Source organism: Mucilaginibacter sp. CAU 1740 (assembly GCF_039839285.1).
Classification (GTDB): Bacteria; Bacteroidota; Bacteroidia; order Sphingobacteriales; family Sphingobacteriaceae; genus Mucilaginibacter.
Genome location: NZ_JBDOQS010000002.1, coordinates 554,793 through 569,841, shown reverse-complemented (window position 1 = coordinate 569,841; position 15,049 = coordinate 554,793). Strand labels below are relative to the sequence as shown.

The following is a 15,049-nucleotide window of genomic DNA, read 5'->3' as shown; positions in this document are numbered from 1 at the left end:
TACGAGTAAGCAAAAGCCGGTACCGAGAATATGTAGTTAGGCGGGCCTGTCACTCTGAGCCTGTCGAAGAGTCGCGCGCAGAGGCCCTGCCCACCATGCTTCGACAGGCTCAGCATGACACCAATTTTAATTACGTTCTCTAAGTGTAAGTCCTTCTACGGCTTTTGCACTGCCGAACCCAGCGTTTTAATAAACTCCGGCTGATTGGATGTTAGCTTACCTGCAAACTGCCAGTTGCTACCATTACGCACAAGTTTGATTAAAAAGTGGTTCCAGCCCCGCTTTAACTTAAGTTCTTTGGCTTCACCGCCGGTCTCCGTATCAAGTATTTGTTTTCCGTTCAGAAACACCGTCAAGCCTCCGCCTGCTTTAACCTGCAAATTTACAACCGGTAAATTTGGCTCGGCAAGCAGATCTTCGAGCGAACGTTGGCTTGATAACCAAAAACTTAAATACGCCACCTGCTGCCTGCCATTGACCGCACCACCATCCAACGCAGAAAGATCAAAAATTTCTTTATCAGCATGAAGTGAAGTCCAGATTTTACGATGTACTTCCATGCCATCCTTCATCTCGTCGGCAGCTCCTGGATCAATAAAATTTCTCGTTTTAGCTTCCTCTGTCGATCTCGCCATAAAGTTGCCAGCGTATAAGGCACCGGTAATGTTTCCATTGGCGTTCAGCACGCCAGCATCAACACCTTCGGACAAGGCCACTCCAGCATTACTGAGTAATTGCCTGATAAGCCTGATCCCTTTTAACAGTTTAGGGTTGGCAGGTAAAGTGGTAATAACCAGCCTGCCTGCACCTTTTTCATAAACTATCATTGTAGCCCCTGCCGGTTTAGCCTCAAATTCGGAACGTACCACCATAGCGGTTTTGGCATATTCAGGTTGCTTATTCCATTTTTGCCAATCGGTGTTGTTTGCGGTTAGCAATATTTTACTCTGTTTAACCAGCTCGCCATCCAAACCACTGCTAACTATATCTGCGGGGTTAAGTTCTGAGAAATACATATCGGCTGCGCCTATGCCGTTGGTTATGCCATCGGCAGACACCGGCAATAATGATGAACTTTTACGTTCTGTAACTGCTATCGTGGCGGGCAACAAACTGTTCAACGTCTCGGTTCCTGTATTGTTTATTCCCCAAACCAGTACGGTACCGCCGTTCGCCAGCATTTTATCAATAGTTGATTTACTTTGTACAGATGGCGGGGCATTGCCATCTATAAATAAAATACGTGGAGTAGATTTGCCACTTTGTTCAATTACCCCCAGCTTCTTCAAATCGGCGGCTAAGGTGCTACCAGCTCCTCCTATAATTGTTGCAGGCGAACTTTTACCTGAAGCCGTAGATTTAGCATCGTGGTTTACAATCGGTTTACCAACCTCATAAGGTTTATTTTCGGCAGCGGCTTTAATGGCATCAAACAATGACCAGGCTTGGTAAAGTGGTAGTGCAGGATCATAACCCGGATTTAGCGTGGTGCTGTAAGGGCCAAGCCTTTCGGGCTGGATTCCTGGGCTATCCTCCTTGTAATTTGTAAAATACACCCCATCTTCAAGCGTTGGTGTTTTGGTTTTATCTTTAAGCCCGATTGGCAGTGGTTTTAAGCCGTACCAAACCAGGTTAAATACGCTGTTATAGATCGATTCCCGATCACGCTGCTGCATCAGGTTTTGGTAGGATGATTGGGCAACGCCTTCCATCCGGCCTAAAAAAGATTCGTAAGCGCGGTTACCATTGGTTTCGGCTACCTGTTCGGGAGTACCATAGTAGGCGTTGCCGGCTTCGCCTACGCCCCAGGGTTTGCCACTTTTGCGCGCACGGTCCATGGTTCCCTGATCGCCATAATGTATAATGTAAGTAGGCAGTTTGCCTTCAGCATCATCCTCACCATCGGCCGAGATCCACGCGCGGGTTGGATCAAGTTTTCGGCAGATATCGGCCCAGATGCCATAATAGTTTATCAAAGTGTCTTTTATGCCGGTTGGGTTACGCATTACATTTACCACTACGGGCATTACTTCGTTGGATACACTCCAACCGAAAACCGATGGATGGTTACGATCACGCAATACCAGTTCGGCTACGTGGTGTTTGGTATCCTTCCAATATGCAGGATCATCCACTTTGGGGCCGCCATCGCTGGCCCAGATGGCTGTTTCATCTAACACCATGATACCCATTTCGTCGGCAACATCTATATAAAAGGAAGGATATGGCTGGGCATGGAGCCGAACAGTGTTCAACCCAGCATCGCGCATGGCTTTAAACCAGGCCACGGCATAACGCCGCGTCATTTGCGGGACACCCAGAAAGTGCCACGAATCGCCGCGCATAATTACTGGTTTACCATTCATCAACACCTGTCCGCCATTTATGCTAACTGTGCGCCAGCCAAAGCGGGTGTAATGCGTATCAACCTGTTGCTTGCCAGTGTTGATACGTGCCAGCAAAGCATATAAATTGGGGCTTTCCGGCGACCAGCGCGCAAGCTTGTCACCCACCTGTGTATTTAACGTAACAACCTTTTCAGTATGAGCCGGAAGTTTAATTTTCACAGCCGGTACATCCAACGCAGAAGCCGCTGCAAGCTTACCCGCTGGTTCAGCGGCATCGGTGGGATTATCGGCCTGCCATTTATAAGCTCCGGCATCTACGGTGAGGTTTGCTTCCCGGTCACCATCGTTTTTTATGGTGATCTCGGCCGCAAGATGATCACCCTGTACATCCGGCTTTACAAAAACATCTTTAATATAAATCTGCGGAACTGCTATCAAAGCAACATCCTGCCAGATCCCTGCGATATGCTGCCCCCAGAATGAACCCGCCTGGTAAGTGCGCCTGCCGTAATTACCATTTTTATCAAACAATGATGCCTTGCGAACGCCCACCGCTATTTCATTTTCGGCACTGGGTTTTATTAACGCGGTAACATCTAAATCAAACGGAAGAAATATACCGAAATGCTCACCGGCGGGTTTGCCGTTCACCAATATCCGGGCATCACCAGCAAGCGCCTCAAAATGCAACAATAAACGTTTACCGTTCCAATTGGCGGGTACGGTAAACTTGCGGCGCATCCAGCCCATTTTTATATGCTCCCATTCTTTAGGGTATGATGGGAAAGTACGAAAATCGCCGCCCTGCCCGTGCTCGTCGGCAAAGCTATTTACATTCCATGGGGATGGGATGCGGATGTGGGTTTTATCCCATTGATCAGGCTGCATGGCCGGTAACGCAGGCGCGGGATCGTTGCCCTCATGAAAACCGGCAGGCAATTCTATCGGCTGAAATTGCCAGGAGCCACTCAGGCTGAGTTCCTGGCGGTAAGGTTTTTCGGCATCTTTTACAAAGCCGGCAGAGGGGGCAAATATACCTGTGTATTGTAACCGCTGACTAAAAGTTTGCAGCGCGGTTGTGGTGAACAGGGTTAGCAGTAATAGTTTCTTTTTCATAGTGTGATCAATCCGCATGGGCGGGTTGAATTTTTTTGGGGAAAGCGGTTGAGGTAAAACGTCATTGTAACTAATAAAAGGCGGAGGCTCCTAACGAATAAAGATTTTGTCATCCTGAGGAACGAAGGATCTTCTTCGCCCTGTATAGCCGCTTTGCATGTTGTAGAAGATGCTTCGTTCCTCAGCATGACAAACGTTTATCCAGACTTACGAAGTTTTAAAAAACTTCGTAAGTCTTAGCTTGCAGTTTAGTGCACTGTAGCCTTAACCACCGGACTATAATTGTAGGTTGAGTTAGGCGAGTTGGCGGCCCTTGCCCCCATCCTGAAATAATACTCGCCTTTAGGCAGCCTTGTATCCGCCCAGTGGAAAGTAAAAGTTTGCGGTTTGTCAACTATTGATGCATCTGGTGTGCCATCGGTGGGTACCTTCCATAAATTAGCATAATATGTACCCGGCCCGGCTACATTCGAGCTTACGGCTTCGTTCACTACCGGATCTTTACTCACCATAAATATCAGTTCTATCAACTTCGAATTATTTTCGGGAGCTCTGTTTACCGTGTAGCTGAATGTGCTATCGGCTACAGCCGCGGTTATGCGGTAAAAAGGAACCACCTTAAAATCGAGTTGTGTTTTCTGGTTATGGTTTAGCACTACACCAACCGAATCGCCAGCATAAATAAACGGGCCGTTCAACGGGAAAGCTTTATAATTATCGGCGAAAAACTGTGTAGCCGAATACGAGCCATCGGCCTTAATAGATATATCAATAGGCTGCGGACTTGGGTATTTGGTTTTGTTATTTTGCAAAAACCGGATATCGCCACCACCGGGCTGCTTGGTTTCAATGCCACCGCCGGTTCCGGCATCTATTACTTTGCCGTACACGCCCGCATCGGGGGCCGCGTAATTATCGTATTTTTTGCATCCCGCGTAAAAAAGCAGCATGCAAGGGATTAAGGTATATATTATGGATGATCTCATGATTTCAATATTTTTTAGTAGCCAGGGTTATCAATAAGTGCAGTATTCAAGGAACGTTCGCCGCCCGGGATCTGTGAGTAGTAGTTGCGGGCCTGGTAAGTTTTGCCGCCGCCTACAGGTACTTTTTTAAATACGTAGTCTTTAGCGTTTACATCATAATAAATGTCCAGGCCGTACTCCTGCCTGATATTAAACTCGGTGGTAAGGGTGCGCCACCTAATGTAATCCCAAAATGTGCGGTTCTCGAACGATAGCTCAACCATACGCTCGTGCCTGATCTTTTCGCGGCTGATGGATGTAAGCGATGCCACTCCAGCCCTTACACGCAATTGGTTTACAGCGCCCAGGGCTTCGGATGGGTCTTTGCCTAATTCGAAAGATGCTTCGGCATAGTTCAATAGCACCTCGCCATAACGCAGATCGAGCCATGAGGTGCGCGATGAATAATCGTACAGTAGGTTACGATCTGTAACCGGATCGGTCCATTTTTTAAGCCAGAAGGTAAGCGAGTTGGAGTTGGAGTTACCTGTACCTACCACATTGGTTGGTGTTAAGGTGAACGATAACGTATTCACATCAAAATACTGAAGCACCTGGTTACCGGTATACTCTTTATTATTATAAATAACCCCACGCTGCCCGGTAATAGTTGCGCCGCGGAAGGATGTACCGGTAACCACCACAGTACCCATCAGCCTCGGGTCTTTATTTTCGAAAGGACCGCTTAGGGTTGGATAATGTACGTAGCTGGCAGGGGTGCCTATATTTAATGGTTCATTGGCACCGGCGGTACTTGTTTTCGATTCAAATTTCTCCACCAGATCGAGCGTTGGCTCCAGGCGGTTATCATAGCCTATGGGCGAGCGGATGTAATCGGGCAGTACCATCAGATCCTGCGAGTGGGTACGTTGCGTAGCCGCGTAATCATATCCCTTGCAAAATATGGCTTCGGTGTTCGAGTCGCCGGGTTTGCACTCGTAAAACAGGTATTGGAAGTTTTTGGATAGATCTGTAGGGTATTTATTAAATAGGCTGTACTTGCCGTCAGTAATTATGGTTTTAGCCGAGTTATAGGCCGCCGTTAAATACTCCGTAGCCTTTGCCGGGCTTACCCCTACTACGCCACCCAATTGCACGGTACCAAATTTACCTATCGAACCTGCGTGCAGCATCGCGCGTGATTCCAGCGCGAGGGCGGCATATTTATTAGCACGGCCGTAATCGCTGGTTTCCGGCAGATCAGCCGCCGCCTGTTCCAGGTCGTTTTTGATCAGGTCCCAAACTTCCTCTTCTTTGTTACGTGGTTGTTTGAGCAAAGCGTTTGGATCGGTTGGTGGTTCGGTAAGGATAGGTACCCCCCCGTAATATTTCACCAGCCCGAAATAATAGTAAGCCCTTACAAAATGCGCTTCAGCCGAGTAGCGTTTTTTGGTTGGCGCGTCAACATTGGTTACGGTAGCTATCTCCTGTATAAAAGTATTTACGTTGCGGATGGCCTTGTACAGGTTGCCCCAGTTCTCTTCGTTAATACCTGCGTTGTTGGAATTAAAAGCCTCGTCGCTCCAGTTGGCGGTGTATTGATGCCCATCGCCGGGAAACTGACCGAAACGGCCGTTGCAAAACGAATACTCCTCGATAGGCATATCTTTATACAGGGAAGCGAAGTAGGCCGTTACCCCGGCCGGGCTTCCGTAAATCTGGTCTTTGGTGAGCAGCGTGGTTGGCTGCACGTCGAGCAGGTTTTTGCGGCAGGCACTTAATCCCGCCAGCACAAAAATCGCGATGATATATTTATAGTTTTTCATGATATCGGGTTTAAAAAGTTGCCTGTACACCTGCGTTAACATTAAGGGTGATAGGATAGCTATAACTGTAAAGGCGTGTGCCCGACGATTCGGGATCGATAAAGTCAAGCCCCTTGCCTGTAAAGGTGTACAGGTTGTAAGCATTGGCAAATACCCTAAACCGACTGATACCTATTTTACTTAACAGCGTTTTACTAAAGGTGTAGCCCAGTTCAATGCTTTTGATCCGAACGTAGCTGGCATCAAAAGTGCTGAACGAGTTTGGCACGCCATCTTTATAATTTTGGCGCTGACCGGTTGAAGGGAACCTGCCAGGCACCCATGGGCTATTAGGATCAAATATGTCCTGACGGTGCCACCTATCAGCATAAATGGAAACCGGGTTGGCATACTGAAAATAAAAAGGCCGGGAAAGCTGATCGAGGTATGAAACGGAGTACATAGTAGCACCCTGTACCAGCATCGAAAAATCGAAACCTTTGTATCCCAACTCAAAATTGGCACCGAAGTAAATGGCCGGTTTACCGCCGTTGCGGGCAATAACGGTTTGGTCTTTACCGTCGATGATACCATCGCCGTTAAGGTCAACATAGTTTAAGTCGCCGGGAAGCAGGCTGCGGTTGCCTGCACCGTCCTGGATAGGTGCGGAATAGATCTGCTGGAAATTTTGGAACTGGCCAGCAACTTTGTAGCCCCATACAATATCATTATAACGGTATGCGTTTTTGTTGCGGTAGTTATCAGCATCACTGCTGGCAGGTGTTTGTTCAACATACCGGTTTTGCGTACGTGCGTACGACATATTGCCCGACACCGAAAAATCAACCGCGCCTATTTTACTGCGATGGCCTAATACAATCTCGAAGCCTTGGGTACGGTCACCATTTAGGTTTACCTGTGGCAGGTTAACACCGTAAGTACCGGGGATATTAGAGATTGGCGAACCTAACAGTCCGCTACGTTCTCTGCGGAAAACATCGCCCTCAAAAGTAAGCTTACCATTCCACAGTGAGAAATCCAGACCGATATCGGTTTGGGTAGAAGTGTACCAGGTAATATTGGCATTAGCAGCGTTTTTAAAATCGACACCTTTTACAAATCCCGGCCCGAATACCGAACCCGCCAACGAACCCGAGCCTGAGCTTGGATAAATGTAACCTGTCAAATAAGCAAAAGTATTAGCAGCTGCCTGGTCGTCACCTTCTTTACCGTAAGTAGCACGTAGTTTGATATTATCTACAAACTTCAGTTTATCCTTAATAAACGATTCTTCAGAGATACGCCAGCCTACTGATCCGTAAGGGAAAAATCCCCAGCGGCTTTTAGATGGAAAGTACGATGACCCATCTTCCCTGAAACCAAATTCAGCAAGATATTTACCGGCATAATCATAGTTAAACTTACCGGCATAGCTGCGGTTACCACTTTGGCTGTAGCCAGAGCCAACCACGTCGGTAGCGCGGTTACCTGCCGAAAGCTGGTCGATCGCATCGATCACGAATTGCGTTTGGGCGTTATTGCTGTTGCCCTGGCGATAAATTTGTTCATAGATCAACAACCCGGATACATTGCTTTTGCCGAAGCGATGATTATAATTTAGCGAAAGTTGGAGATCATTGGTGATCCCCTGACCAAAATACTCGTTCAATTGCGATGGCCCCTGGTGCGAGAATGCAGTTTGCAATTGCGTGGTGTTATCATACTGGTACTGGTAAAACTGCTTGCGGAAACTGCGGTTAAAGCTGTAGCTGTTATCGTAAGCAAAAAGGCCTTTTACGCTCAGTCCTTCAACAAAAGGCAGCTCATAATTTAAAGTGAATGTTGAGGTAAGCGCTTTATCGTTGGTTTTATTGTACCCGGCCAGATCTTCGCTGATCTGCCCCAATGGGTTATCATTAGGCTGATTGTAAAACTGGTTCAGGTAGCGGGTATCACCATTAGAGTAAAGCGATTGCGTAGGGCTGATTGACCACGCGTTTTTCATGAGCGACCATACAGCAACGTTAGGACTCTTACTCATTACATTGTTAAGGCCCAGGTTAATGCCAAAAGTCAAACCTTTACCCAACTGCCCGTCGATAGCTGTACGGAAGTTGTATTTTTTACCGTATTCAATATTGGTTTTCAGTAAGCCACCCTCGTCAAAATAACCACCCGATACAAAAAACCTTAATTTTTCGCTACCGCCGCTAACTGTGATGTTATGTTGCTGCTGCGAGGTGCTGTTATCAAGAATAGCTTTCAGGAAATCCGTACTTGGCGTTTTACCTGTACGAAAATCTTCAATTTGCTGCGGAGTGAACTGCGGCGGCGTTATTTGCTGGTTACCACTGATAAAATTGTTGATCTGTTGTTCATCAAACAACGTAGCGTATTGGTAAGCGCTCGATAGCTCAGGGTATTTGGTGATGAACTGCTTACCGAGGTGCATGGTGTATGATACCTGCGTAGTGCCTTGCTTACCTTTTTTGGTAGTTACCAAAATAACACCATTGGCCGCTTTAACACCATAGATGGCGGCGGTTGCATCTTTCAAAACACTCACGCTTTCAATCTCATTTGGGTCGAGGTGATCAAAGCCGGATTTATCGCGCTGTACCCCATCAATGATAAATAGCGGGCCACCCTGCTGCGTACCTTCCACGTTGTTAGGATCCACGTAGCTAAACCCACGGATATCGATCTGGCTGTCAAACTTACCCGGCTGGCTTGATAGCTGTGCCACCCTTACACCTGGTGCCCTTCCGGTTAGCGTATTGGTAACATCGTTATTGGAGTTTTTAACAATGTCTTTAGCCACAACGGTTGATACCGCACCCGTTAGGTTTGCCCGCTTTTGCGTACCATAGGCCACAACAACCACCTCCTCGAGGCTGCCTTGTTGCGCCGTTAGGGTTATGGTAATGGTTCGGTTGTTTTTCAGGTCTACGTCGGTAGTGTTATACCCGATGTAGCTCACCGTAAGCGTGGCTTTGGGATCACTCACTTTTAGCGCGAAGGCTCCCTTAGTATCGGTAACCACGCCCTGGCTACCTCCCTTTACTTTTACAGACGCTCCGATCAATGGCTCGCCCGATTGATCAATGACCTTACCGGTTATCGGTATGTCTTGCGCAAACAATGGCACCGAGAGGCACCATGCCAATAGCATTAATAAAATTTTCTTCATAGTACATAATTTTGGTTAACTGGTTATAGTTGATTATGAACCCAAAGAAATTTGCAGTAATTAATAAAAAGTTAATATTGAATTAGTTGGAATAATTTTATTCAACCCATCACAAACAACTCATTTACAGATCTATACAAAATACAAAAACAGATTATTTTGCAATTAATTAATCAATAAGGTGAAATTAACAGGCATTTTATGGCGGTTTCAGGCTGATATTAATGGAGGTTAAGCAAGGCAACCTATTTATTTCCCCGGTTAATGTGGCATTAATCAATTATTAATGGTCCCGGATAATTTTAGTTAACCAAGCATAAAAACCATTATGAACACTTTAACTAAAATCAAACCAGCCGTTTTAAATCCAGCGAGATTATTTAGCCTACTCCTCTCCTTACTCATTACAACGAGTATCCGTAGCGTAGCTTTCGCCGAAACAGGTAAACTGATGGCCGGTACCGCCAGGATCAACATCACCCCAAAAACAACCGAACCGCTGCATGATTCTGTTTATGCCCGAAGCCTGATTTTAGATGTAAAGGGAAAACGCCTTGCATTTGTATCAGTAGATCTTGCCATTTTTACCAGCGACCGGATCGAAAAGATCTGCAAAGAAAAATACAAGCTTGAAAAAGTAATTATCAGCTCGTCACACACCCACTCCGAACCGCAGACCAATGGCAAAATGGCCTTCCAGGGGAATCCTTTTGTAGCTTTTTATGAAGATCAGATCATTAAAGCAATAGGCATGGCGGCAGATCACATGTTTGAAGCACGGATAGCCGCCTGGCAAAGCACTTTTCCGCAATTAGGTTTTAACCGCCTTATTGTTCGCGAGAATGGGCATGCCAAAGAATCGTGGGTGGGCGATGCACATTACAAACCCGAAAACCCGGAGCGCATCCCCTTCGGCCCGGTTGATCCGGAACTCGGTGTAATTAAAATTGAAGATTTACAAGGAAACCCGCGGGCCATTATCATGAACTATGCTATGCATGCTGATATCGTGTGTTTCAACTATGCCATATCTGCCGATTATCCTGGCGTGGCCAGCCGTAAGGTTGAGGAAGCTTTCGGCAATAAAATAAATTGCCTTTTTATACAAGGCGCAGGTGGCAATATTGAATCGTTGCAGATAAGTCCACGCAGGTCTGGCCCTAACGATACGGTGAAAACCAATTACGCACCTATGGAACGCACCGGCGAACTTTTGGCCTGGGAAGTTATTAAACTGGCAAAAAGTATCAACCCGCCAACCGGTAATGAAACGGATATCAAGTTCATGACCGATTCAATGCGCTTTACCGGCAGGTACGATAAAAAGCTAACCTATAACCTAAACCTGGTAACTATCCTGCTAAACAACAAAATAGCGATAGCCGTATGCCCTGGCGAACTGTTTGTTCAGTTTCAATTGGATTGGAAGAAGAAAATGGAGCTGGCCTCTGCAACCGGATTTTTGTTTGGTTACTCGTGGAGTGGCGGCCATTGGCCCGGGTACATAGCCGATGTACGGTCGGCAGCTTTGGGTGGTTATGGTGCCGATGAAAGCGGAAGGTTAATAGAAGTAGGTGCCGGAGAGGCTATTATGACCCGGCAGCTTGAAAATTATTATAAGCTTACCGGGTTAATGCGCAAGGATCCGCCTAAGTAACATTAGGCGAAAGCATCTTTACATATTTAGCTGCTTAAACATAAACACATACTGATCGGCATGGGTATAATCCATCGATTCGTAAAAATCATATACGGGCAGGTATTTATTGGTCATCAATACCATCAGCTCAATTTGGTTGGTATTAGCGTACTCTTCGCTAAACTGAAGCAGTTTTTTGCCGTACCCTTTTTTCTGGAAAGCGGGCGAAACAAACAATTCATCTATCATCAATTGGTTGTTTGTCCACCATGTTTTTCTGTGGCCTAAGATTGCCCCGGCTGGCTGGTTATCGTTATAGATCATAAAGCCAACAAAGTCTTTATGATCAATTAGTTCGGATATGTATTGTTGAGCTTTTTCGCTTGTCCACTGGCAATTCCAGGGCGGGGCATTGTAGGCATCTATCATTACGGCGGCACAGTGGGCCAGGTGAGTTTCGTTAATAGCGATAATTTCCATTAATATTATTTTAGTTGACCGAGCGGTTCCTGCGCAAATACAACTTCTTCGCCGTATGCGGCGGAGAGTTGTTTATGCAAAGCTTTTTCATCGTAAACCTGCTCATAATACAAAGTCGCGGCTTCGGTTATCTTTTGTCGGTCGGTATGTTCCAGGTTCCGTATCTTTTGCATCAAGGCCACGGGATCATCATTATCAAAACTGATGCTGGTTACACCATCTACCATCAACTCCTTAAAGAATGGAATATCCGAAACCAGCGACGGCACTTTGAAATAATAAGGAATTGATAAAATTCCCGATTGCGTACCAGATATATAAGGAAAAACCACACAAAAGGCATTTTCAAACAGTAACCTTATCTCTTCGTCATCAATGTAACGGTTAACAAAAGTTACGTTGGCTTCTTTTTGCAGATCGCGCTCAAAGTAAATAAAACCCTTGCCCGCTATTACCAATGGCCTTTTTTCGGCTGTATTGTTGATATAGGCGTTGTACAATTTCTCAACCCCTTTATATTGCTCTACCTGGCCAAAAAATAAAATGTATTGATCAATGCCGGCCAGCTCGGGTACCGGTTTGTTCCCGGATTTGATAACATCGGTAACCAAGGTGGGGAAATTATGGTAATAAACGTTTTTGTTTATAAACTCCCGCTTCATCCAATCGTACTGATAACGGCTTGAGGTTATCAGGTTATCGGTGTGTTTTATCAGATAAGTTACCCGTTTTTTAACCAGCACCGTACGCAAAAGCCAGCTAATAGCGTTTTTATAGGCCTTTTCATGAAAAAAGAGATCATGTACAGTATAATATACTTTAGCCAGTTTTTTAAGCTGATGGATGTGCAGCGCGAGTGATGAATCCTCGGTTAAAAGATGGATCACCTCGATATTATGCTTTTTGCAAACATCAGCTATAGCCTTTAATAAAGGGCGCGGGTAAATGTTGTGCTTCAGGCCCGCTATCCTACCCGCCGGAAAATCTAAAAACAAGTAGTTGTCTCCATTGGGTACAAGCGCTTTGCGGTAATCGCATTTATTGGTACACATAAATATACCGTAGCTATCATCGCCGCGCATAGCGTTCACTATGGTAGCGGCAAATGGCAACAACCCCGCGTAAAATTCCGAACAAACAAATAATTTCTTCATCAAAAATAGATATCAGCTGATTGTTCAGGCCGAAACGGCTTCGGTTTTATAATACGCGCTATCATACTCGTACCCGTAGCCAGTTCTTTTAACATCTACCCCGTTAAACACAAATTGCATATTAGGCAGCCTGTTTTCTTTAAGCAAGGTTTTAATAAACGGCAGTTCGCTTTTTTGTGTTACACCTTGCCTTACCACATATAAAGTAACATCGCTAAGGCGGGCAATTACATAAGCATCAGCCACTAAGTGCACCGGCGGACTATCAATAATGATATCACTGTAAATATTTTTGAGTTCGGCGATAAGCTCAGCAAGTTTACCGTTCTCCAACAATTCAGTCGGGTTTGAAACCGCCGAACCGCTGCTAATGATATCAAGCGTAGGGTTAACACCCGATGGCTGGATAATTTTTGAAAGTGTAGCATTACCCCTCAAATAATCAGAAATACCGACTTGCTTTTTTGAAAGCTTGAAGATGTCTTTAATGGCCGATCTCCTCAGATCAAGCTCCAGTATCACTGTTTTTTTACCGGTATTGGCCAGTGTGTTGCCAATATTGCCCGCTATAAAACTTTTACCCTCGCTGGATACACTGGAGGTGATCAGCGTAACATTTGATGCACGGGTATCGCCGTGAAGATCGTACAGTTGAGTTCTCAAATTCCTGAGCTGCTCTACCACCAATCCGCCTTTGGCCAAACCCGCGGCGGGTGCAGCAGCTATCTCGCCAAATACAGGCATTTCTGTAGCATTTTCAACTTCGGCGGGATCTAAAACAACACCTTTAAACAGCTGCTTTAAATAAATGCCGATGGCAGGCAGAATAATGCCCAACAACAAAGCTGCCGGGAAAATGATCTTTTTGCTTGGCCATTTTGATGGCAAACTGTGTGCGGCATCTAATATTTTATAGTTTGATACCGTAGTGGCGTAGCTTAATGAAACCTCCTCGCGTTTTTGCAGCAAATACACATACAGGTTTTCTTTAATAGATTGCTGACGTTTTATGCTGATAAACTTTTGCTCCTGGCCAGGTAGGTTAGCAATAGAAGATTCGGACGACGAACTTTGCGATTGTAACTTGCTTTGCGCGTTTAATAACGACGACTTGATGTTCCTAACGTTATCTTTTATCGTTGCTTTAGTTGTTTTGATCTGCGCGTTGATCTCCTCAAAATCCGGGTTGGTTTCGGGAGTTGTGGCCGCTAACTGGTCACGTTTCAATTGTAATTCAGAAAGCTTTTCTACCGAGCTTACCAACGACGGATCATTGATACCGATAACAGCCGGAGCTTTATCAGCAGTATGCGGCGAGTTTACAAATGATTCGATCCCACTGATCACGCTTAACTGCACATTGATCTCGCTTAAACGGCTATCGTTGGTTTGTAGTTTCTCCAACTCAAATTTGGCATCTGATGTAATATCGGTAAGCCTGTTGGAGCTTTTGAAATCAGAGATGCTTTTTTCAACGCCCGATAACTCGCCGGTTAATGATGCCAGGCGCTGATCGATAAAATTTATCGTATTCTGTGTTTCTTTATTCTTATCAGCTATTTCATCATCATTATATACTTTGATAAGCTGATTGATCACATCTTTACCTTTTTGCTTATCGGTTGTATTCATAGATAGATCAACTGCGGTAGCGAGCTTATCTTCTAAACTGGCATCTATATTTTTTTGGTAATAATCTGTCAGCTTATCGGCATCTAATAAAGATACCCTGATAGGTTCACCTGCAAACGAAGCAGCATTAGCGGTAGGGATCAGTTTCCATGTTCCCCAGTCGGTGTGCATTACGTCATTAACCGGATATTGCTTTTCGCCATCATCTGTTTTTAGCACAAACGATTTGCTATCTTTTAACTGGATAAATACCTTCGCTTTAGGATCGGCATCGGGGTTATGTTTTATAAACAGGATCTTGAAGGGCCTTGTAGCATAAAGGTCTTTATACGTCAATCCGTTTTTTTTCTCATAGCTCAACTCCAATTGAAGATCGCTGATAACCTGGTTAATTAATTTGGCCGATTTTAGTTTAGCTATCTCGTTCTCAACCGCATCGGCAGATTTTGGCAGGTCTATCTTATCTAATACCGATTGATTGGCATCAGGTTTATCCGCATCTTTAGGTGTGTTTACCAATAAAGTAGCTTTAACCTGGTAAACCGGATCGGCAATTTGCGTGTAGGCAAAGGCGATGATCAGCATAACAACTATGGTTGCTACAATAACGCGCCAGTTATATAAGTATTTAGCAAAAAGCGACTTTAAACTTACTGTTGAGTTTTTCTCCTTTTCGGTAGCGAAAGTTAAAAACTGTAGGGGATTTGTACTCATTACGCT

8 protein-coding genes are annotated in these 15,049 nt (G+C 45.3%); 1 reads left to right on the top strand and 7 read right to left on the bottom strand.

What is annotated here, in order from left to right; translation table 11 throughout:
- Window positions 1-155: 155 nt before the first annotated feature.
- The 4 genes from AAFN85_RS06600 to AAFN85_RS06585 all read right to left on the bottom strand — a co-directional run bounded on the left by AAFN85_RS06600 (window position 156) and on the right by AAFN85_RS06585 (window position 9,424).
- Window positions 156-3,464 (bottom strand): glycoside hydrolase family 2 TIM barrel-domain containing protein, encoded by a 3,309-nt coding sequence (locus AAFN85_RS06600; RefSeq protein ID WP_347526261.1) that lies wholly within the window; start codon window positions 3,462-3,464, stop codon window positions 156-158.
- Between the two features lie 248 nt (window positions 3,465-3,712).
- Window positions 3,713-4,450 carry a DUF3823 domain-containing protein gene (locus tag AAFN85_RS06595; protein ID WP_347526259.1) on the bottom strand — a complete coding sequence of 246 codons (738 nt, stop codon included), beginning with the start codon at window positions 4,448-4,450 and terminating at the stop codon, window positions 3,713-3,715.
- Window positions 4,451-4,464: 14 nt separating this feature from the next.
- The gene (locus AAFN85_RS06590; RefSeq protein ID WP_347526258.1) at window positions 4,465-6,255 is read right to left on the bottom strand and encodes a RagB/SusD family nutrient uptake outer membrane protein; all 1,791 of its coding nucleotides are present in this window, start codon (window positions 6,253-6,255) and stop codon (window positions 4,465-4,467) included.
- 10 nt (window positions 6,256-6,265) lie between these two features.
- Window positions 6,266-9,424 (bottom strand): TonB-dependent receptor, encoded by a 3,159-nt coding sequence (locus AAFN85_RS06585; protein ID WP_347526256.1) that lies wholly within the window; start codon window positions 9,422-9,424, stop codon window positions 6,266-6,268.
- A 328-nt stretch (window positions 9,425-9,752) separates the two neighbouring features.
- On the opposite strand from AAFN85_RS06585, the gene AAFN85_RS06580 reads away from it, so the two are divergent.
- The gene (locus AAFN85_RS06580) at window positions 9,753-11,081 is read left to right on the top strand and encodes a neutral/alkaline non-lysosomal ceramidase N-terminal domain-containing protein (protein WP_347526255.1); all 1,329 of its coding nucleotides are present in this window, start codon (window positions 9,753-9,755) and stop codon (window positions 11,079-11,081) included.
- Window positions 11,082-11,099: 18 nt separating this feature from the next.
- Here the strand turns inward: AAFN85_RS06580 and AAFN85_RS06575 are convergent, their stop codons facing one another.
- Genes AAFN85_RS06575 through AAFN85_RS06565 form a run of 3 tightly spaced genes read right to left on the bottom strand, consistent with a single transcriptional unit; the run spans window position 11,100 to window position 15,043 of the window.
- Entirely contained in the window at window positions 11,100-11,543 is a 444-nt protein-coding gene (locus AAFN85_RS06575) for a GNAT family N-acetyltransferase (protein ID WP_347526254.1), read from the bottom strand.
- A gap of 5 nt (window positions 11,544-11,548) precedes the next feature.
- On the bottom strand, window positions 11,549-12,697 hold the full coding sequence (locus AAFN85_RS06570; RefSeq protein ID WP_347526253.1) for a glycosyltransferase: 1,149 nt from the start codon (window positions 12,695-12,697) through the stop codon (window positions 11,549-11,551).
- Window positions 12,698-12,721: 24 nt separating this feature from the next.
- Entirely contained in the window at window positions 12,722-15,043 is a 2,322-nt protein-coding gene (locus AAFN85_RS06565) for a polysaccharide biosynthesis tyrosine autokinase (protein WP_347526251.1), read from the bottom strand.
- Between the last annotated feature and the right edge of the window lie 6 nt (window positions 15,044-15,049).

Bases quoted from the DNA above. Each gene is read 5' to 3' on its own strand.
- AAFN85_RS06565 (WP_347526251.1), bottom strand. From the start codon at position 15,043: ATGAGTACAAATCCCCTACAGTTTTTAACTTTCGCTACCGAAAAGGAG.
- AAFN85_RS06595 (WP_347526259.1), bottom strand. From the start codon at position 4,450: ATGAGATCATCCATAATATATACCTTAATCCCTTGCATGCTGCTTTTT.
- AAFN85_RS06600 (WP_347526261.1), bottom strand. From the start codon at position 3,464: ATGAAAAAGAAACTATTACTGCTAACCCTGTTCACCACAACCGCGCTG.
- AAFN85_RS06580 (WP_347526255.1), top strand. From the start codon at position 9,753: ATGAACACTTTAACTAAAATCAAACCAGCCGTTTTAAATCCAGCGAGA.
- AAFN85_RS06570 (WP_347526253.1), bottom strand. From the start codon at position 12,697: ATGAAGAAATTATTTGTTTGTTCGGAATTTTACGCGGGGTTGTTGCCA.
- AAFN85_RS06575 (WP_347526254.1), bottom strand. From the start codon at position 11,543: ATGGAAATTATCGCTATTAACGAAACTCACCTGGCCCACTGTGCCGCC.
- AAFN85_RS06585 (WP_347526256.1), bottom strand. From the start codon at position 9,424: ATGAAGAAAATTTTATTAATGCTATTGGCATGGTGCCTCTCGGTGCCA.
- AAFN85_RS06590 (WP_347526258.1), bottom strand. From the start codon at position 6,255: ATGAAAAACTATAAATATATCATCGCGATTTTTGTGCTGGCGGGATTA.